The sequence below is a fragment of the Gilliamella sp. LMG 34360 genome (assembly GCF_984568995.1).
The window spans coordinates 792,112-814,268 of record NZ_OZ474900.1 but is presented as its reverse complement, the minus strand read 5'-3'; the positions used below and the strand labels follow the sequence as shown (position 1 = coordinate 814,268).

At 32.5% G+C, this 22,157-nt stretch carries 17 protein-coding genes; 7 read left to right on the top strand and 10 right to left on the bottom strand.

Annotated features, from left to right (window positions below; all coding sequences use genetic code 11):
• Nucleotides 1–20: 20 nt before the first annotated feature.
• Both fabR and oxyR read right to left on the bottom strand, forming a co-directional pair.
• Nucleotides 21–665 carry an HTH-type transcriptional repressor FabR gene (gene fabR, locus AC5LW9_RS03685; protein ID WP_198226337.1) on the bottom strand — a complete coding sequence of 215 codons (645 nt, stop codon included), beginning with the start codon at nucleotides 663–665 and terminating at the stop codon, nucleotides 21–23.
• 2 nt (nucleotides 666–667) lie between these two features.
• Nucleotides 668–1,594 (bottom strand): DNA-binding transcriptional regulator OxyR, encoded by a 927-nt coding sequence (gene oxyR, locus AC5LW9_RS03680; protein ID WP_086327616.1) that lies wholly within the window; start codon nucleotides 1,592–1,594, stop codon nucleotides 668–670.
• Nucleotides 1,595–2,064: 470 nt separating this feature from the next.
• On the opposite strand from oxyR, the gene pcnB reads away from it, so the two are divergent.
• From pcnB to sppA, 6 genes are all read left to right on the top strand, one after another.
• Complete coding sequence (gene pcnB / locus AC5LW9_RS03675) at nucleotides 2,065–3,366, top strand: polynucleotide adenylyltransferase PcnB (RefSeq protein ID WP_216355795.1); 1,302 nt, start codon at nucleotides 2,065–2,067, stop codon at nucleotides 3,364–3,366.
• A 74-nt stretch (nucleotides 3,367–3,440) separates the two neighbouring features.
• Entirely contained in the window at nucleotides 3,441–5,798 is a 2,358-nt protein-coding gene (gene lptD, locus AC5LW9_RS03670; RefSeq protein WP_198226335.1) for an LPS assembly protein LptD, read from the top strand.
• Between the two features lie 85 nt (nucleotides 5,799–5,883).
• Nucleotides 5,884–7,197: a peptidylprolyl isomerase SurA gene (gene surA / locus AC5LW9_RS03665; protein ID WP_493456349.1), complete on the top strand. Its 1,314-nt coding sequence runs from the start codon at nucleotides 5,884–5,886 to the stop codon at nucleotides 7,195–7,197.
• Entirely contained in the window at nucleotides 7,190–7,987 is a 798-nt protein-coding gene (gene rsmA / locus AC5LW9_RS03660) for a 16S rRNA (adenine(1518)-N(6)/adenine(1519)-N(6))-dimethyltransferase RsmA (RefSeq protein WP_493456348.1), read from the top strand. The genes surA and rsmA overlap by 8 nt, the downstream gene beginning before the upstream one ends.
• Nucleotides 7,988–7,991: 4 nt before the next feature.
• Nucleotides 7,992–8,810 carry a bis(5'-nucleosyl)-tetraphosphatase (symmetrical) ApaH gene (apaH, locus tag AC5LW9_RS03655; protein ID WP_493455034.1) on the top strand — a complete coding sequence of 273 codons (819 nt, stop codon included), beginning with the start codon at nucleotides 7,992–7,994 and terminating at the stop codon, nucleotides 8,808–8,810.
• 27 nt (nucleotides 8,811–8,837) lie between these two features.
• Complete coding sequence (gene sppA / locus AC5LW9_RS03650) at nucleotides 8,838–10,673, top strand: signal peptide peptidase SppA (protein ID WP_198226327.1); 1,836 nt, start codon at nucleotides 8,838–8,840, stop codon at nucleotides 10,671–10,673.
• A gap of 73 nt (nucleotides 10,674–10,746) precedes the next feature.
• On the opposite strand, the gene AC5LW9_RS03645 is transcribed toward sppA, so the two are convergent.
• The 5 genes from AC5LW9_RS03645 to moaC form a co-directional block, all read right to left on the bottom strand.
• Entirely contained in the window at nucleotides 10,747–12,573 is a 1,827-nt protein-coding gene (locus AC5LW9_RS03645; protein WP_493456347.1) for a sulfatase-like hydrolase/transferase, read from the bottom strand.
• A gap of 175 nt (nucleotides 12,574–12,748) precedes the next feature.
• On the bottom strand, nucleotides 12,749–13,447 hold the full coding sequence (locus AC5LW9_RS03640) for a Bax inhibitor-1/YccA family protein (RefSeq protein ID WP_039128179.1): 699 nt from the start codon (nucleotides 13,445–13,447) through the stop codon (nucleotides 12,749–12,751).
• Nucleotides 13,448–13,503: 56 nt separating this feature from the next.
• Nucleotides 13,504–13,947, bottom strand: a complete 444-nt coding sequence (gene moaE, locus AC5LW9_RS03635; protein ID WP_493456346.1) for a molybdopterin synthase catalytic subunit MoaE — start codon at nucleotides 13,945–13,947, stop codon at nucleotides 13,504–13,506.
• Nucleotides 13,948–13,951: 4 nt separating this feature from the next.
• Nucleotides 13,952–14,197 carry a molybdopterin synthase sulfur carrier subunit gene (gene moaD, locus AC5LW9_RS03630; protein ID WP_086326376.1) on the bottom strand — a complete coding sequence of 82 codons (246 nt, stop codon included), beginning with the start codon at nucleotides 14,195–14,197 and terminating at the stop codon, nucleotides 13,952–13,954.
• Nucleotides 14,190–14,681 (bottom strand): cyclic pyranopterin monophosphate synthase MoaC, encoded by a 492-nt coding sequence (gene moaC / locus AC5LW9_RS03625; RefSeq protein WP_086326377.1) that lies wholly within the window; start codon nucleotides 14,679–14,681, stop codon nucleotides 14,190–14,192. The genes moaD and moaC overlap by 8 nt, the downstream gene beginning before the upstream one ends.
• Before the next feature lie 220 nt (nucleotides 14,682–14,901).
• On the opposite strand from moaC, the gene priA reads away from it, so the two are divergent.
• Complete coding sequence (gene priA / locus AC5LW9_RS03620) at nucleotides 14,902–17,070, top strand: primosomal protein N' (RefSeq protein WP_493456345.1); 2,169 nt, start codon at nucleotides 14,902–14,904, stop codon at nucleotides 17,068–17,070.
• A 49-nt stretch (nucleotides 17,071–17,119) separates the two neighbouring features.
• Here the strand turns inward: priA and AC5LW9_RS03615 are convergent, their stop codons facing one another.
• The 3 genes from AC5LW9_RS03615 to lon form a co-directional block, all read right to left on the bottom strand.
• On the bottom strand, nucleotides 17,120–17,425 hold the full coding sequence (locus AC5LW9_RS03615) for a ComEA family DNA-binding protein (RefSeq protein WP_198226317.1): 306 nt from the start codon (nucleotides 17,423–17,425) through the stop codon (nucleotides 17,120–17,122).
• A gap of 153 nt (nucleotides 17,426–17,578) precedes the next feature.
• Nucleotides 17,579–19,438, bottom strand: a complete 1,860-nt coding sequence (locus AC5LW9_RS03610) for a SurA N-terminal domain-containing protein (RefSeq protein WP_493456344.1) — start codon at nucleotides 19,436–19,438, stop codon at nucleotides 17,579–17,581.
• A 132-nt stretch (nucleotides 19,439–19,570) separates the two neighbouring features.
• A complete protein-coding gene (gene lon, locus AC5LW9_RS03605; RefSeq protein ID WP_198226313.1) occupies nucleotides 19,571–22,006 on the bottom strand; it encodes an endopeptidase La in 2,436 nt (811 codons plus the stop codon).
• Nucleotides 22,007–22,157 lie beyond the last annotated feature (151 nt).

Genomic DNA, 22,157 nt, shown 5'->3' with positions numbered 1-22,157 from the left:
TTGAGTATAAAAACTTATAATTAAAATTTTCCTTCTTTAATTAATTCTTTGTGATAAAGATAATAGGCACCACGTGAAACCATTCGAAGCTGGAAAATAAGATCTTCGATTAATTTTTGACGTTGAATGATATCAAAATCAATCGCTTCTGCTCCTGCATTAAAAGCAATGGTTACCATTGCTTCTGCTTGTGCTACGTTATAATGATGAGGCATTTGGTTAGCATTATCCAAATAGTCAACCAATTCTTCAATAAAATGTTGAATTTCACGCGCAATGGCTGACCGAAAGGCCGATGAAGTCCCAGCTTTTTCACGAAGTAATAGTAAAAAAACTTTGGGATTTTTATCTATAAACTCAATAAACGTTGTTACTGAAGTACGCAACACGCTACCACCTTTTTCAATACGTTTTCGTGCTTGGCGCAGCAATTGGCGAAGAGTTAAACCACTTTCATCAACCATTGCTAAACCTAATTCATCCATATCACGGAAATGTCGATAGAATGATGTTGCAGCAATACCTGCTTCTCGAGCAACTTCACGCAAACTCAAACTGGCAAATCCCTGCTCTGCATTCAATTGATTAAAAGCTGCATCAATTAGTGACCGACGAGTTCTCTGTTTCTGCTGTGCGCGTACACCACTGGTTTTAATATTTTTCATTTTTAATTTGTTGATGTTAATAAACGTTCTTTTTCAGCAAATACTTTTGGCATATGTTCACGAATCGTTTTTGCTATTGTTTCATAACGTGAACGCAAAGGTGAACCAGGTCTATAAATCAAAGCAATACTACGTACTGGAACAGGGTCAGTACATGGAATATAGCATATATTATCTCGTATTCTTTCATTTGGAGCTGCTAGCTCAGGAAACAAGGTTATTCCTCGACCAGCAGAAATCATACTACGCAAGGTTTCTAAACTGGTTGCTTTAAATTGTTTATCTTCGTCAATACCTACTTGAAAACAATATCCCATAGCATGTTCACGTAAACAGTGCCCATCTTCTAACATTAAGAATTTTTCACCTTTTAAATTAGAGAGTTTAACTGTTTGTTTATTTGCTAACTCATTATTTGCTGGAACAGCTAAAAACATTGGCTCATTAAATAACGGTAATTCTATAAATTGCGCTGTTTCTTTTACTTGCGCAATTATCGCACAATCCAACTTACCACTTTCAAGTTGAGCGACAATATTAGCAGTCTGTGCTTCATGTAAATAAAGCTCTAGTTGAGGAAAAGATTCATGTAGTACCGTTATTACATGTGGTAATAAATAAGGGGCAATAGTTGGTATTAAACCGATATGCATCGGCCCAGACATCTCTTCACCTTGGCGGCTAGCCATCTCTTTAAGGATTTGAATATTGCGTAATATCTCTTTTGCTTGCTCAACAAGCATCATTCCTGTTTGAGTAAATAAAACTTTGCGACTAGTACGTTCTAGTAACATTACGCCTAGTTCATCTTCCAATTTTCTGATTTGCCCACTTAAAGTTGGTTGACTCACGTTGCAAGCATCAGCAGCTTTACGAAAATGACGAAATTCAGCTAACGAAACAAAATATTCCAAATCACGAATATTCATAATGTCCCCAAAATAAGTTATCAGTTAATGGTATATACTCAAACGATTTTTATTGACTAATTCTGTTTTGAAAAAATTAACATATTAAAAATATAACTCACATATTTATCATGTTATTTATACAAACTATTTCTTTCAATAAATTAAAAATCTTTGAATATAGGTTAGTTAATCATAATTAGATAGTAAAATTACACATAAAATACATGTAAATAGATAATGTTGCTTTCTACAGCAATATTGCTAATTGTACTATATAAAGTGCTATTGTTGATAATTATGTTTAAAAATTTAAATACAATATTAAACTAAAATCATAAAATATTTAATTTTACTATAGTTAAAGTTAACAAATGAAGAAAAATGGAAAGTTATAAGTAATTGAGATATAATTTCGCGCAATATCACTTGAGTAAATACACTTTCAGAGGTGCACTATTTTTAAACATGTCTCTCGCTTTTGCCGTAAAATGTTTCACATTGAAGAACAAAAAAAATCTCGGTATATTTCCATTTCTCGCAATGAACATAATATTTCACGTAAAGATATTAGTGAAAATGCATTAAAAGTTCTTTATAGATTAAACAAACAAGGGTATGAAGCTTACTTAGTTGGTGGGTGTATTCGTGATCTTTTACTTGGTAAAACACCCAAAGATTTTGATATCGCAACCAATGCGACACCAGAACAAGTACAAAAAACATTCCGCAATTGCCGTTTAGTGGGAAAACGGTTTCGTTTGGCACACATTATGTTTGGTAAAGAGATTATTGAAGTAGCAACCTTTCGTGGTGAACACAGCAACCAAGATGAACAAAACAATATCGCCAAACGTTCCCAATCGGGAATGTTACTGCGTGATAATGTATACGGAACAATTGAACAAGATGCCGTTCGTCGTGATTTCACAATGAACGCTTTTTATTATAGTATAAAAGATTTTACATTACGTGATTATTGTGGTGGCTTAAAAGATTTACAAAATGGAATCATTCGTTTAATTGGTGATCCAAAAGTTCGTTATCGAGAAGATCCAGTTAGGATGTTAAGAACGATTCGTTTTGCCGCTAAACTTGATATGCAAATTGAGCCATCAACCTCTGAACCAATTAAACATCTTGCACCTTTGTTAAAAAATATTCCGTCAGCAAGACTTTTTGATGAATCGCTAAAATTATTACAATCAGGCAATGGTTATAACACTTATTTATTATTAAGAAAATATCATCTTTTTGAGCAGCTATTTCCTGTCATTGAACGACTATTTACTCAAAATAATAATAGCTATTTAGAAAAAATGATTGAGCAAGTTTTAAAAAATACTGATTACCGCATAACTAATAAGCAACGTGTTAATCCAGCATTTTTATTTGCCGCTTTTTTTTGGTATCCAATTATTGAACAGGCACAATTAACTTGCGTTGAAAGTGGTTTATTATTTCATGATGCATTTTCAATGGCTATTAATGATGTACTAAGTGAACAATGCCGAATTATTGCAATACCTAAAAGGTTGACAACAATAATGGGAGATATCTGGCGTTTACAATTACGAATGAAAAAACGTGAAGGTAAACGTGCATTTGCAATTTTGGAACATCCTAAATTCCGTGCAGCTTATGACTTATTAGAAATGCGTGCATCCATCGAAAAAGGTGAGCTTTTAGCTCTGGCTAAATGGTGGGATGAATTTCAGCATACTTCTGTTGACAAAAGAATAGTAATGGTTAAGCAATTGAGTAAAACAAATAAGCGAAGAGCCAAACATTAATTTTTCGTTCGCACTTTTGTAAATAATCGTTATAATGTTTAGCATATAATAATCATAACTACCTTTAATCATTGATGAAAAAATTAACGCCGTCATTTATTGCAATTACCGTTACCCTTTCATTGTCTAATAGCTGTTACGCTATAGGTTTACCTAAAGCTGAAAGTAATAATCCACAATGTCTTGCCAATGTTCCTAAATTTGATCGGCCTTTAGTTAAAGGTGATATTAACACATTACCAGTTAATGCCGAAGCAAACCAATTTAAAGCTATTTATCCAAATACAGTCATTTATCAAGGTGATGTTTCAATAGAACAAGGAAACCGCACAGTACAAGCGAATAAAGTTACAATTGACTCAACGAATAAAAATAATCGTATGGCAATCTTACAAGGTAACATTAATTATCAAGATAATTTGATCAATATAAAAGGCAATAATGCATCAATGAATCTTAATAATAATGATACTCAAATTAGCCCTGGTGAGTACCATCTTGTCAATCGTCTTGGTCGTGGTGATGCTGATGAGATGAAACTTGAGAAAAATCGATTGATAATTCTAAAAAATGGCAGTTTTACCTCATGCCCTGTCGATGACAGTACTTGGAGTATTAAAGGTTCAACGATTATTCACGATAATGAAGAAGAATTACTTGAAGTATGGAATGCAGTATTTCGTATTGGTAAAGTTCCCGTGCTCTATTCGCCTTACTTACAATTACCTACAGGTAATAAGCGTCGCTCTGGTTTATTAATTCCTAATATAAGTTATGACAGCGTCAGTGGTATTGATTTTGCTTTACCTATTTATTGGAATATTGCACCTAATTATGATGTTACATTCACTCCAAGGGTATTGCAACGTCGAGGTATTCAATTGCAAACTGAATTCCGTTATTTAAATGAGCTTGGTTTGGGTACACTTGCATTCGATTGGTTACAACATGATGCAAAATATGATGAAGATAGGGATAGGTTATTAAACGGTGATAACTATGACGACAATCGTCATCGCTGGTTATTCTATTGGAAAAACGATGAATTAATTAATTACAATTGGCGTTTTACTGTTGATTCGACACGTGTAAGTGATAATCAATATTTAGCAGATTTAGATTCTAGATATACATCCCAAACAGCAGGATATCTCACTCAGTTTTATAAACTGGGTTATAATGATCCTAACTGGGATATTACCTTGGGCTATAGACATTTTCAAGCCTTTCAAGATGGCGTGAAAGATTCATTGTATCAAACTCAACCACAACTAAATATTAATTATTATAATTATGATTTTGGACCGCTAAAATTTAAAACATTTTCCCAAGTATCTCATTTTATAAGCTCTGGAAAGAATAATCCTAAAGCTTGGCGCACTCATATTGAGCCATCAATTAATTATACTTTAACTAATTCTTGGACAATATTAACAACTTCAGCCGGTATAATGGCAACCCATTATAATCAAGATAATATAAAAAGAAATATTGATCGATATAAACAGTTAGATAAAAATGTAAACCGCTTTATACCTAAATTTAGTATTGACGGTAAAATTATATTTGAACGTGACTTCAATTTCATTAATGGTTATACCCAGACATTAGAACCGCGCGTAAAATATATCTATATTCCATACCGAAATCAGTCTAATATAGGAACTTATGATTCCACCTTATTACAATTTGATTATGTAGGTCTGTTTAGAGATCAACCATACAGTGGATTAGATCGAATTGCTTCTGCTAATAATATAGCCACAGGGGTAACAACTCGTTTTTACGATAACAATAAAGTTGAGAAGTTTAATTTATCCATAGGACAGATTACTTATTTTACTAAATCAAAAACCAGTGAACATAATACTGGATTAGACGAGAATTCGGATACTGGTAGTATCACTTGGGCTTCAGATAATTTTTGGCGGATTACTAATGATATGATTTTCAGAAGTGGGATACAGTATGATACTCGAATTGATACCGTATCCTTAGCTAATGCAATATTTGAATATCGCCCATCAAGTGAAAAATTATTACAGCTATCTTATCGTTATGCTAACCATAATTATATCAATACGGTTGATTTAAACTCTTTATATAAGAATTATAAACAAGATATCTCACAAGCTGGATTTGTTACGGCGTGGCCATTGTCACAAACCATCAATGCAGTAGGTTCATACTATTACGACATCAATTTAGGGCAAACAGCCGATAGCTCAATAGGGTTACATTACAGTGATTGTTGCTGGGGAATGACCATACAATATGGGCGGAAGTTAACAGATTGGGACTCAATTACGCGTAGTAGTAAATACGAAAATAAACTCTCGGTTAATTTTGAATTACAAGGTTTAGGGCGTAACCGTGATGCGAAAGCAAAAATGTTAAACTTTGGTAAACTACCGTACACAACAACATTTTAATGAATATATTAATTTTACTTAATATAACTAATTAAATTAATACAGTAATATTTATACTGTAACAAACAATATGAGTAGCGCAAATATGAAACTAACAAAACTATTGATTACTTTAAATTTAAGTTTAACCATAGGACTACTTACTCCATTATCAACCGTTGCCGCACCTAAGGTTATTGAACGAGTAGCTGCAGTAGTTAATAATAATGTCATTTTGGAAAGTGATATTAACGACATGTTAAAAACTATTAAGGCCAGTACAGATGTGAGCAATCTACCTAATGATAAAGTATTAAGAGAACAAATTCTGGATCGCTTAATTATTGAAAATTTAATTTTACAAAAAGCAGCGAAAGCCAAGATCACAATCAATGATGATGATGTCACCAATGCTATTGCCAGAATTGCAGATCAAAACGGTATGACGATTGATGAACTCAGAAGTCAACTTTCGATAATGGGTATTAGTTATAGCAGTTATCGGGAGCGAATTCATAATGACATGTTAATTGAACAGACCAGAATGAATGAGGTTAGACCTAGAATTAAAATCTCAGAAAAAGAAGTTGAAACATTGACTAAAAATCTTGCTGAACAACCAGCCAACAATAAAGATGTCAAAATTAGTCATATTCTAATATCAGTACCAGAAAAAGCATCTAAACAACAAATTGACACTGCAATTAACAAAGCAAATGATATTATAAATCGGGCACAAAAAGGTGAAAGTTTTGCAAAATTAGCAACGACATATTCAAATGATGATTTCGCTTTAAAAGGTGGCGATATGGGTTGGAATAAACTCAACGAACTACCAACTATTTTTGAAGAACGGCTTGTTAGAGCACCGAAAGGCAGTATTATTGGTCCAATTCGTTCTGGCGTTGGATTACATATTTTGAAAGTCGATGATACTCGTACAGAAGCTCCCCAAAAATATACTATTGAAGAAATGAATGCTCGCCATATTTTAATTAAAACAAATGTATTGGTGACAGACGAAATAGCTAAACAAAAGTTGAATGATATTCGCAAATCAATAATCAGTGGTGCAATAAGTTTTGAAGCAGCTGCAAAAGCTAATTCCGAAGATCCTGGCTCAGCCGAAAATGGAGGAAATTTAGGTTGGAGTCGCCCTGATGTCTATGACAGTGGATTTAGAAATGCCCTAGTTCGGTTAAAAAAAGGTGAAATCAGCCAGCCAGTTAAATCATCTTTCGGTTGGCATTTGATTCAACTACTCGATACCAAACAAACTGATGGCACAAATGCAGTTAAACAAGATCGGGCTTACCGATTAATATTCAATCGTAAATTTAGTGAGGAAGCTCAAGTGTGGATTCAAGAATTAAAAGGCGATGCCTACATTAACATTACAGGTGAAGATAAGCATGAATAATCGTGTACACCAAGGGCATTTCGCCCGTAAACGATTCGGACAAAATTTTTTACACGATGACTATATTATTGAAAGCATTATTGCAGCTATACAGCCTAAAGCAGATCAAGCTCTAGTAGAAATTGGTCCTGGACTAGCTGCATTAACTATTCCAGTTAGTAAATACGTTGACCATTTAACGGTTGTAGAAATTGATAGAGATTTAGCCAGTAGATTGATTGATAATCCTTTATTAAGTGATAAATTGACAGTTATTGAACAAGATGCTCTGACATTTGATTTTAATGAATTAAAGCAACAATTAGGTAAACCATTAAGAGTATTTGGTAACTTACCCTATAATATCTCTACACCGTTGATGTTCCATTTATTTGAATATGCCAATATCATTACTGATATGCATTTTATGTTACAAAAAGAAGTAGTAACTCGACTTGTCGCCGCACCTAATAGTAAAGATTATGGTAGATTAAGTGTAATGGCCCAATATTTTTGCCAAATTATTCCAGTATTAGAAGTACCTCCAACATCATTTAAACCAGCACCAAAAGTTGATTCTGCGGTTGTAAAGTTGATTCCATATAAAGAAAAACCTTATCAAGTAAATGATGTCAAAATACTTTCTCGTGTAACAACTGAAGCATTTAATCAACGCCGAAAAACGATCCGTAACAGTTTAGGCAATATGTTTACAGCCGAACAATTAGTTGAACTCAATATTGATCCAAATTTACGCGCTGAAAATCTAACCGTGCAACAATATTGCCAACTTGCAAATGCATGGAAATAATATTATGGCAAATTTACTCATTGGTGATATTCATGGTTGTTATGATGAATTCATGCGATTACTTGAAAAGGCAAAATTCTCATCTTCAGATACTTTATGGTTAACAGGGGATCTGGTTGCCCGAGGACCTAAATCATTAGATGTTTTACGATTTGTTAAGCAACATAGCCAGAAAATTCGTATGGTTTTGGGTAATCATGATTTGCACTTATTATCAGTATATGCTGGTGTTACACTTGTTAAAAAGAAAGATAATTTAGATGAAGTCATCAATGCTCCCGATTATGATGAACTTATGAATTGGCTACGTAAACAGCCATTGGTTCAAATTGATGAATCATTAAAATTAATCATGACCCATGCAGGTATTTCACCACAATGGGATCTTGAATTACTAAAAAAATGTGCTCACGATCTGAATGTTATGCTATCTAGTGATTCATATCCCTTATTTTTAGATAAAATGTATGGTAACTTTCCTGATGAGTGGTCATCAGAATTACAAGGATTAGATCGCCTACGTTATATTGCCAATGCGCTAACACGTATGCGTTTTTGTTATGAAGATGGTCGGTTAGATTTTTATTTTAAAAAATCACCAGAGCAAGCGCCAATAAAACTTAAACCTTGGTTTTTATTGCCAAGTAAAATACCCAAACAATATAGTATTGCTTTCGGGCATTGGGCTGCATTAAATGGTAAAGGTACACCAGAAAATGTTTATGCACTTGATACTGGATGTTGTTGGGGCGGAAAACTGACATGTTTACGATTTGAAGATAAAAAATATTTCAAAAAACGTAATATTGAAACGAAAAACTAAAGTTATTATTAACAAGGACTAATTATTATGTCTGCATTATCTGTCATAAAATCTATTTGGAAAGTGATTAATGTAATAAGAGAAACGTTTCTTAATTTGATATTCTTAGTTATTATTCTGCTTATCTTAGGCGGTATTGGCTTAATAAATGAAGCTCAAAAACAAGATACAGTTCCTCAATATGGTTCATTGGTTTTGGATCTTGAAGGTGTTATTGTTGATAACACAAATTACAGTGATGAAATATATGCACTGCAAAATAAAATTTACGGTAAAAAAATCAACACTTCCCGCGAAAATAGTTTGTTCGTATTAACTCAAAAAATTGCCCAAGCAACCACCGATCCAAATATTAAAAGCATTATTTTAAAGTTAGATAATTTTGTTGGTGCCGATCTAAGCTCTTTACAATATGTGGGCAAGTATTTAACCAGATTTAAAGAAGCTAAAAAACCAATTTATGCTTTTGGCACAAGTTATAATCAAAGCCAATATTATTTAGCCAGTTATGCCAATAAAATCTATCTAACACCTCTTGGCTCAGTCAACGTATATGGATTAGCAGCTAACAATTTATACTATAAAACTCTACTTGATAATTTAAAAGTTAATACGCATGTTTTCAGAGTAGGGACATATAAATCTGCCATTGAGCCATTTACTCGTGATGACATGTCGGAAGATGCGAGAAATAATACAACTCGTTGGTTAACTCATATGTGGGATAATTACCTTAATGATATCTCAACACAACGAAAAAAGGCCAATTCACAATTAGTGCCTGCACCTGAAACAATGCTATCAGAATTAAGAGCAGCTAATGGTAATATGGCTCAATATGCTTTATCTAATGGCTTAGTTGATGTTATTGCTTCAAGTCATCAATATGAATTAGAATTCACTGATCAACATGAAATTAGTATTTACGATTATCAACTTAAATCAGAAAATGAACAATTAGTTGGTGATAATAATAAGAGTAATACTCCACTTATCGCTGTTGTCTTTGTCAATGGTACTATCACCAATGGTGAAAATAGCAATAATGTAGCAGGAAGCGAAGACATTGTTCAGCAACTTAAAGAAATTCGTAGGAACCTAGATAAGCAAAATATACAAGCTGTAGTATTACGCGTAAATAGCCCTGGAGGTAGTGTTGATGCATCTGAAGCGATTCGTAGTGAATTAGAAGCTTTACGTAGTTATCAAATTCCTGTCGTTGTTTCTATGGGAGGAATGGCTGCATCAGGTGGATACTGGATCTCAACTGAATCTGATTATATTGTTGCAAGTCCAAACACAATTACAGGCTCTATTGGTATCTTCGGTATTATTTCAACATTTGAAAACTCTCTATCTCATATTGGTGTTTATAGTGATGGAGTAAGTACATCACCATTGGCAGGCAATAATTTAACTAAAAACTTGCCTGAAGAAACAAACCAATTAATTCAAATGAACATCAACAATGGCTACCAAACATTTATTTCGCTAGTAGCAAAAGCGCGAAAAATGACAACAGAACAAGTAGATAAAATTGGACAAGGTCAAGTCTGGTTAGGAGCAGAAGCAGACAAAATCGGGCTTATTGATAAGTTAGGTGATTTTGATGATGCCGTTGAAATAGCTGCAACATTAGCAAATTTAACTGATTATAAAATTGACTGGCCAAAATCTGAAGTAAATTGGTTTAATGCATTATATTCAGATATGGTAGCTATCTTACCTCAATCAACAGCTGAGATATTATTTGAACATCTTCCCGAAGCAAAACAGCTAAAACAACATATCTCTTTATGGAATAATTTTAACGACACCCAAAATCGTTATATTTATTGCTTAAATTGTGCTGATGTTCGTTAATTTATATCACTATCCGCCATGAATATGGCGGATAGAATTTTTCATTTATTGCTAGATATTCCGTTCTAATATGTTAATGATTTTTTCTTTGACTGAAAAAATAACTCATATTTTTCATCGCTTCTTGAATATTTTGGTAATTTGGTGCCTCGTTAACCTCACGATTATGTATATCCATATAACGACTAATACCAATTCTATTCACAAAATAGATATTATCTGGTGTTCTAACAGCATAAGAACTGTAGTTAGACATTAATAACCAATTACGATCAGTTATAGGTTTAAATAAATCATATCCGGTAGAATAATCCTTTATATCATTTTCAACATATAAATAATGCTTCATTAGGGATGGGACAACATCTTCATGGTTAGTTAATTTATTACTGTTATTTATCAAATTGCCTAACTCTGTCGCACCAACAATAATAAAAGGTACCTTAGTTTGTGCATCAGTATAATTACCATTATGCCCCCAAAAACCTAGTTTATTATCATTCATTTCTTGACTATGATCACCTGTTATAATTAACAATGTATCATTTAAAGAGTCTGATTTAATAAGTTCATCATAAATATTTTGTAATAAATAATCATCATAATAGACACTTTGTTTGTAACGATTAAAAATCGGCAAAGGATCTGTATCATTGTTCAATGTCATATAGTTAAGATCGCCAATAGGTTTGAACTTAACTGAAAAATCATCTGGGAAATCATACGCATGAGGCGCATCATAAAATAAAAAAGAAAACGTTGGTCTTGAGATATCTCGCGATTTATACCATTCTAACCAATCATCAGTGATTTGTTTATCCCGTTTAGATGCTGAGCCATCTTTACTACTGATTCTTAAGTTTTCAATAGTAACAAACGCAGTTCGATCAAATTCAGGTGCAGTAACTTTAGCTGATGTAAAAATACCAATATTATAATTTTCTTTCTGTAAAGTTGTAATAAATACGGAGGGAATGCTACCACGTAAAAATGAATCCCAGTAAGTACCTGGAATACCATAAAAAAGTCCAAAAATACCCGTACGCGTTGCATTACCTGTCGAATAATGATTATTAAAGATCACGCCATTATTATTCTTAACAAACTGAAAAGTATTTGGTGAGATTTCATTACTAAAAGTATCATATCTCCATGAATCTAAAACAATAAATATTATATTTTTAAGTTTTTTATTTTCTGGGTTAATCACTAACGGATTTTTAGGATAATCTACAGTTGCATTAATATTATCTTTATCATAAACAACTTTTCGCGCACCTTCCTTATCAAAAATATTCATGATTTTTTTTGAAGTCAATGGACGATAAAGAGGAATATATTCTTTCACAACCATTATTGGAGAATAAGCATAATAAAAACCAACCATATGTCCAAACTGGCTAATAAATAAAGAAGCAATTAATAGCAGTGTGGATAATAAAATTGCTTTCGATTTACTATGAGGTTTAGATACTTTGAAATCAATAATATAGATAACAAGATATTCAAAACAAAATGAAACAATAATAAGCGCCAGCATTAACAAATATGTCGTTATAGAAAAATCAACAATTTGACCTGATAATACCATTGATAAAACAGATTCATTAATATGGAATCGATATTGCTGAAAAACAATTGTATCAACATATAATGTTATTTGAATAAAACTAAATAAAATAGCAAGAATGGCATGACATAAATATTTTCTTAACCACAATGTTGGTATACAGAATAAAAAAAACAATATATATAATGAAAAAAAATGTCCAAGTACAGCAAACACTGAAAATGTGCTACCAAGCCAAGAAAACGCTACACCAGGAACCAAAAAGAAACGTACTGCAATAAAAGATGAAATGAAGATATTTATTAAGACAAAACAGTATAATTTTTTCATAGTACTCACTAGTCGACCATCCATTCACTTAACATCAAAAGAATCTTACAGCATTTTATACTGAAACGTAGTGCTTTCCTGAAACTTTTTAACAAGTTAGCATTATCTAGATAAATACTAATAAAATATTAACAAAAAAGGGCTCTAATTGAGCCCTTTTTCTAGATTCAAACCATTATCGTCTATCGGCAAAAATTCTTAATAACATAATAAATAAATTGATAAAATCAAGATAAAGTTGTAATGCACCTAAAATAACATAACGTCTAAATATATTCTGATCGTCTTGAGGTAAACCGTCACCTAATTCTTTCAATTTTTGAGTATCGTAAGCAGTTAGTCCTGCAAAAACAAATACACCAATATAGGTAATAGCCCACATCAATGGTTCACTATGCATAAATATATTCACTAATGATGCAATGACTAATCCAATTAATCCCATAAATAAGAAACGACCGAAACTAGACAAATCTCGCTTAGTAGTATAGCCATAAAAAGCCAAAGCTGCGAACATACCTGCGGTAATAAAAAACACACTTGCTATTGACGATGAAGTATAAACTAGAAAATAGATTGAAAAGGTACAACCATTTAAAACCGAATAAAGCATAAATAATGTCGTTGCGGCAGCGCCAGAAAGACGATTAATCATGCCAGAAATAACGAAAACTAATGCCAGTTCCGCTATCATCAATACCCACATACCTTTATATAATAATTGTATCAGTGCAAGATTACTTGATGCAAACCAAGCAACTAAAGCTGTTAATAATAAACCAACAGTCATCCAACCATATACATGGCTCATATATGTTTGTACACGACTGCCAGCTTGTTCATTAATCAAACCATTCGGCGAAAAACTTGCCATTCCTTATCTCTCCTAAAAATGCCATATAAACTATCGTATTATATATTAAATAAGGATTAATTCCATTTTTTCAATGCATCTACGTCGGTTTTTTTTGCTTCAATCCAGCTATCACCATCAATGGTCCGTTCTTTCTTCCAAAATGGAGCTTGATTTTTTAAAATATCCATAATAAATTCAGCAGCCGCAAATGAATCGGCACGATGAGCACTACTTACCCCAACAAATACGATCTGCTCATTAGCATTAATTTCCCCAACTCGATGTATAACCACAACTCGACTTAATTGCCATCTTTTTCGAGCATTAACGATTATATTAGCTAATACTTTCTCTGCCATTTCTGCATAATGTTCTAAATAAAGGCTCAATGTCTGTTTTTCAAAACAACGAACCTTACCCATAAAAGTGACAATTGCACCATCTTGGGGTAATTCTGAAAGCCAATTAATTAACTGATGATTATCAATTGACTCTTCATTTACTTTAATAATATCCATCGTTTTAACCACCTGTTACAGGAGGGAAAAAGGCAATTTCATCGCCAGCCTGAATAATATAATCAGAATCAACCAATACTTGGTTCACGGCACATAAAATAACTCTCTCTTTGAATGCTAAAGCCCACTTATCGCCACGTTTGCTGAGTTGTTCAAGCAATTCCAAAATAGACACTTGATTAGCATCTAAGATAATGCTGTCAATTTCAACTAACTCTCTAATTTGAGCAAAAAAAATAATTTTATTCATCTAGTTCCTTGGCAATAAAGTCTCCAGACTTACCACCACTCTTATTCAATAATCTTACTTGCGTAATAACCATATCCTTTTGTACAGCCTTACACATATCATAAATAGTTAAAGCAGCAACTGAAGCAGCTACCATAGCCTCCATCTCAACACCTGTTTGCCCGTTTAATCGACAATTAGCTTGAATTCGAATACAACTTTTTATTCGATCAGCTTCAATATTAATTTCAATTTTACTGAGCAAAAGCGGATGGCATAGAGGAATAATATCCCAAGTTTTTTTTGCAGCTTGAATACCAGCAATTCTTGCTGTCGCAAAAACATCCCCTTTATGATGTTTACCTTCGATAATCATATCAAGTGTTTTGGTATTCATTAAAACTAATGATTCTGCGCTTGCTTGTCGCATTGTTAGCTGTTTATTTGAAACATCAACCATATGAGCATCACCGCGCTGATTAATATGCGAAAATGACTCGGGCATATTTTTGATTCCTTAAAAAATTTATCAACTCTTTAGAATATATCCAAGATAGCAAAATTTTACAAGTATCTACTCACCTGATTAAATTAATCATTATCAGAACTTATAAAAAATTAGTTTGATTTGACCTTTCAAATCATCTATAAATTTGGTATGTTTTTGCGAGTTAAATAAAAACTGCGTACAATATTACTCTCTTTAAATATAGTTGTGATTATCAATGCTTATTGCTCATGTTGCCTTACCAGTACCACTTTACCAACTTTATGATTATAATTTAACCAAGCCCGCCCAAATTGGAATGCGGGTGAAAGTTCCATTTGGTACCCGCAATGCCATAGGTATTATTGTTAAAATAGATCAGCAAACAAATATTGATATTAAAAGTTTAAAAAATATAACTACAATTATTGATAGCGAACCTCTTTTTACCCCAGATATCTGGCAATTATTAAATTGGGCGGCAAGTTATTATCATTATCCAATTGGTGAAGTGTTATTTCATGCGATGCCTGTTTTATTAAGGCAAGGACGCGAAGCGAACAAAGCTCAAATCATACATTGGCAATTAACTGAATTAGGAGAGAATATTGATCTGACCGCATTATCACGGACACCAAAACAAAAATTATTATTATCATCATTTAGAGACAATACTGTTGATTCTATCAACGTAAGCACTACTATCTATAATGAATTAGAGAAAAAAAAACTAATAACACGCGTAAATGTCCAAGCAGATAATATAATGTGGCAAACAAATTTTTCTGCAAATCCAAACTTGATTAAATTAAATCAAGAACAATTCTATGCAATAGATACAGTAAATAATCATCGTCATAATTTTGCAGTATTTCTTTTAGAGGGCGTCACTGGTTCAGGAAAAACTGAAGTGTATCTCAATATAATATCTAATGTATTAGCTAAAGGTAAACAAGCATTAGTATTGGTACCTGAAATTAGCCTTACACCACAAACAATTAAACGTTTTAAAGAACGATTTAATGCTCCAATAGATATTCTACATTCTGGATTAACTAATCAACAGAGACTAGCTGTTTGGTTAAGAAGCAAAAATGGAGAAAATGCTATTGTTGTTGGTACCCGTTCAGCACTTTTCACACCATTTAAAAATTTAGGCATGATTATCGTTGACGAAGAGCATGATAGTTCTTATAAACAGCAAGAAGGATGGCGTTATAATGCTCGTGATTTAGCAATTATTCGTGCAAAACTTAAAAATATTCCTATTTTATTAGGTTCTGCAACGCCTTCATTAGAAACTTTAAATAATGTTAAAAATCATAGATACCAATTGTTACAATTAACAAAACGTGCAGGTCATGCTAAACCTGTAAAGCAATCTATTTTAGATATTCGAGGTTTAACACTTGTAGCTGGCTTATCACAACCCTTAATTGAACAAATAAAAATCCATTTACACAATAATAATCAAGTCATGTTATTTTTAAATCGGCGTGGTTATTCACCTTTATTAATATGTCATGATTGTGGTTGGATTGCGGAATGTCCTCGTTGTGATCGTCCATATACTTTTCACAACCAATCACAAAAACTTAGTTGTCATTACTGTGATACACCAAGAGCAATTCCAAAACAATGTCCAAAATGTGGTTCAACTCATTTAGTACCGGTTGGTTTTGGTACTGAGCAATTAGAAAAACAACTTCAGCTTCTTTTTCCTAACACTAAAATAAGTCGTATTGATCGTGATACAGTAGCTAAGAAAGGATCATTAGAGAATTATTTACAAAGTATTCAGCAAGGTGGTGCACATATTTTAGTTGGCACACAAATTTTAGCTAAAGGTCATCATTTTCCTGATATAACATTAGTTGGCATTGTAGATGTCGACGGAGCTTTATTTTCGAGTGATTTTCGAGCTACAGAGCAATTTGCTCAAATCTATACTCAAGTGTCAGGGCGAGCTGGCAGAGAAACAAAAACAGGAGAAGTAATATTACAAACCTATCATCCTGAGCATCCATTATTAAATGTATTATTAAATAATGGATATCAAGAATTTGCTAAACAAGCCTTAAAAGAGCGTCAACAAACGTTATTACCTCCATTCAGTTATCAAGCATTAATTCGGGCAGCTGATCGCAATAATCATCATGCACAAAAGTTTTTGCAACTTATTCATGACAGATTGAAAGAGTATGGTGATAATTCCTTATGGCAACTTGGTCCTATGCCAGCAAATCAACCTAAAAAGGCAGGATATTACCGCTGGCAACTTTTGTTACAACACACAAATAGGCAATTATTACAATTAATTTTAGATAACCTTATTATTGATATAGAAAAATGGAATGAAACATCAAAAGTAAGATGGAGTATTGATATTGATCCTATCAATAATTAATATGTGATAATCGCCGACCGATATTAAAAATCGGCGGCTTAAAATAAAATTATAACGCTATTTTACCTACATTTTTGTCCAACGTTGCTTGACCAATACCGGAAACTTCCTTCAATTGTTCGATAGATACAAACGCCCCAAATTTTTCACGATATTCAACAATCTTTTTGGCTTTACTTATCCCTATACCTGTTAAAACTTTAGCTAACTCTTCTGCTGTAGCTGTATTAATATTAACTTGTATAATTTGTTGCTGTTCCTTTTTAGTTACTTCATTAGGTGGGCTATCTGCAAAACTTAAACCGGAAAAAGTGATGCTTGATAATAAAATACAAAAAATTGAAAATAGTTTCATTTGATTAACCTCTTAAAAATAGTTATGCAATTAATATGCTTTTTAACTATCTCATTTAATCAAATGTTAAAGGTTTATTAATTTCATAAATGAAAAAAGTCACCGAAGTGACTTTTCATTTTTGCTGAATTTTGCATTAATTTATGATGTGGATCACAAATTTGCATCTGGCATAATTTCAATCTTAGCTTTGGAACGAATATCTTCAGTAAGATAATAATATATATTATTGATATATAATGGTAATAATTCAAACGAGATATCTTTCTGTTCATTAGGTGTTTTTACATCAGTTAATACCACAATAGCAGCACTTCTATCATCTAAATATTGAACGCCATAAACTCTTTTAGATGTGACTGATGGCACCAAATCAAAAACCATATCAACAACTTTCGTATTCAGTACTTTTGAGTCCCGAGTAAGTTTATAACGTTGAGAAAAGTTTACATTTGGCGAACTACCTGTTTCGTTTAATTGCGTTAATATATTATCTACAGTCGATGTGAAACGTTCGTTAGCAATATTTTGATAAAGTTTCTTATTAATTTCATCTTGGACTTCTTCAAAAGGCGCTATCCCTTCCTTACGATAATCAACAACTTGAATAATAAAATCAATCATATTAATACCTTGACCAACTGTTATCATTTCTGAAACGTTACCTGTTGCTTGATCATCAATAATCATTTGATCACCAAATGCAACATCCCTAACTTCAGGATATCGTAAGATTGTAGTAATATCATTATAATAAGACCAATCTGAATTAACTATTTGTAAATCAGAGTCTTTTGCAATGGCTTCTAACGAATTAGGATTTTTGTTTACTGCTGCCTGAATCTTGTTTTCAACAGAATCAAACATAGCATTTAATTTTTCATCTTCTAGCTTTGAAGTAATCATATGTTTTGCATAATCAAAATCCATAACTTTTGATTTTTGTATATCATCTAATTTGACGATAACATAACCATCATCAACTTTTATCGGCTTAGAAATTTGTCCAACTTTTTTTAAATTAGCATCCTTAAATGCTTGAGGTAAAGAATCATCTATAGTAAACCATCCCAATGAACCATTTTTTCCATACGGAGTGATACTAGCATTCTGATTAACCGTTTTAACAATAGAATCAAAATTACCACCAGATGATAGATCTTTCATAATATCATCTGCCTGTTCTTTATCAGTGACATAAATTACACTATAAGCTCGTTTTTCAGGAAAGGAATAATCTTTTTTATTTTTTTTAAATTGTTGTTGTACTTCTTCATCACTAATACGAATTTTATCTATATAATTAGATTTATTATTCAAAATATAGTTAAATTTAACCCTTTCTTTCCGATAAAACTCGTTCTTATGTTCTTCATAATATTTTTTTTCATCTTCAATAGTAATTTTAACATCATCCATATTTACTACTTCAGGGCTTAAAGTTGATGTGTAAACTGTTCTAGTTTGATCTTGGAGCTTGGCTAACTCAGAATCTACAGGTAATACAAAACTGGTGTTTACTAACGCATTAATGACTTGTTGTTGTTGCAAAGAGGTTTTCAAGCTTGCACCATAACCATCAGGCGTATAGCCATTTGCTGAAAGCAGTTCTAAATATTTTTTATTACTAAATTTACCATTTTCAAAAAATACTTGTTGTTGTCTGATGAATTCTTTGACTCTTTCATTACTAACATTTGCATTTAACTGCTCGGCAAATTTATAAGATAAAAAATTCGTTATTTGTGAAAATAATACATTACGGCGAAGTTGTTTGATAAAAGCAGGATCACCCGCTGAACTTGAAGTAACTTCCCGTACTTGAGCTTCAAATTGTGCTCGATTTATCCCTTCTCCATCAACTTTTGCAATGTATTGTTGAGCATCACGCTCATTATTGCCGCCCCCAAACCCAAAGAAACCTATCCCTGTGAATATAAATGATAAAATAATTATTGCAAAAATAATTTTAACTACAATATGGTTTGCAGCTGTGCGGATTGTATCCATCATTTCTTGCGATTCTCCATATATCTAAAGATTAATTCGGCAAGTATAGCATATTTACCTAAATTGGCTATTATCAGAACGTTAAGAGGTAAAAAAAGATCAACATTAAGTTGATCTTTTTAAAATTAAATACAATTAATTTAATTGTGTCTGAACTGGAATTTTAGATTTTATTTGTTTAGTTGCCTTTTTAGCTGCATGTTTTAAACTAATTTTATCTTGTTCAAGTTCTACACCAAACGGATTATTTTGTAATGCTATTGTTATTACTTCATCAATCCATTTTACTGGGCAAATATCAATTTCAGCTTTAACATTATCTGGAATTTCTTCTAGATCTTTCACATTATCCATCGGTATAACAACCGTTTTAATTCCACCTCTATGTGCTGCAAGTAATTTTTCTTTAAGACCACCAATAGGTAATACTTCGCCTCTTAAAGTAATTTCCCCAGTCATAGCAACATCCGAACGAACAGGATTCCCTGTTAACGTTGAAATTAAGGATGTACACATAGCGATACCAGCACTTGGACCATCTTTCGGTGTCGCACCATCGGGTACATGGACATGAATATCACGTTTTTCGTAAAAATCACCATTAATACCTAACTTTTCAGCACGAGAACGAACCACTGTCAATGCGGTTTGAATAGATTCTTGCATCACATCACCCAATGAACCCGTATAAGTTAATTTACCTTTACCCGGTACACTAACTGATTCAATTGTAAGTAAATCACCGCCTACTTCAGTCCAAGCAAGACCAATAACTTGCCCAATTCGATTTTCATTATCGGTTTTACCATAATCAAATCGTTGTACTCCTAGAAAATCTTTTAAATTATCCTGAGTTATTGTCACTTTTTTTAACTTGCTATTTAAAGCTAATTGTTTTACAACTTTACGGCAAATTTTTGCTATTTCCCTTTCTAAGCTACGAACCCCTGCTTCTCGAGTATAATAGCGAATAATTCCAATTATAGCTGAATCATCTATACTAATTTCTTTTGGTTTTAACCCGTTATTCTCTATTTGTTTAGTAATAAGATGCTGTTTAGCAATATTTAATTTTTCATCTTCTGTATAGCCTGAAAGACGAATAACTTCCATTCGATCTAACAATGGTGCTGGAATATTCATCGAATTAGCAGTAGCAACAAACATTACATCAGATAAATCATAATCAACTTCAAGATAGTGATCACTAAAAGCATTATTTTGTTCCGGATCAAGTACTTCTAACAACGCAGAAGCAGGATCGCCTCGCATATCAGATGCCATCTTATCAATTTCATCCAATAAAAATAATGGATTTTTGACACCAACTTTTACCATACGTTGAATCAATTTACCTGGCATAGAGCCGATATAAGTTCTTCTATGTCCACGAATTTCTGCCTCATCACGAACCCCACCTAATGCCATTCGGACATATTTACGCCCTGTTGCTTTAGCAATAGACTGACCTAGAGACGTTTTACCTACACCTGGAGGTCCAACTAGACATAATATAGGTCCTTTGACTTTATTAATTCGACCTTGAACAGCTAAATATTCCAATATACGATCTTTAACTCTTTCTAAACCATAATGATCTTTATCTAGAATTTTTTGAGCGCCCTCAATATCTTTTTTAACTTTGCTACGTTTATGCCACGGAATTTGTATCATCCAATCAATATATCCTCTGACTACAGTTGCTTCAGCAGACATTGCAGGCATCATTTTGAGTTTATTAAGTTCAGCCAAAGCTTTTTCTGTTGCCTCTTGTGGCATTTTAGCTTTGGTAATTTTACTTTTTAACTCTTCATATTCATCTGGTTTATTATCGATATCACCCAATTCTTTATGAATTGCTTTTATTTGCTCGTTAAGATAATACTCTTTTTGCGCTTTTTCCATTTGTTGCTTAACACGCTGACGAATATTTTTTTCAACTTGCAATAAATCGATTTCAGATTCCATCAATGAAATAAGTAACTCAAAACGTTTTTCCAAATTAGCTGTAACCAGTAATTCTTGCTTTTGTTCTACTTTCAAAAATAATGTAGCGGCAATAGAATCAGCCAGTTGTGAAGGCTCTTTAATCAAACGAATTGAATCAACAACTTCTTGTGTTACCTTTTTATTCAGTTTTGCATAATCATCAAAATTAGAAAGTACAACTCGCATTAAAGCTTCATTTAAATCATCATTTTTGTTTTTTTCATGCAATGTTTCGATATTGGCAATAAAAAAGTCGTCTTCTTTTTGTTCTAAAATATCAACAATTTTAGCTCTTTCAACACCTTCAACTAAAACTTTTACTGTTCCATCTGGAAGTTGAAGCAGTTGTAAAATATTGGCAACAGTCCCAGTTTCGTATAAATCATCAACATCTGGATCATCTTGTGATGGATTTTTTTGAGTAACAAGGAAAACTTGTTTATCCATTTCCATTGCACTCTCAAGACAACGTATCGATTTATTTCGACCAACAAAGAGAGGAATTACCATATGTGGAAATACCACAACATCACGTAATGGTAAAATAGGCATAATCATTTGTTTAGTTTGTTTTGTTTTCATTTTTTTCTCTCTAATAGTACAAACCCATTATGTTGATATTGGGATTGATTTTAGATATTCAAGCCTATTGTTATGAGTCAAATATATACTATTCCTTAAACATTTTGACAATATCTACATGTAATTAGATATAATATAAATTAGATCATGC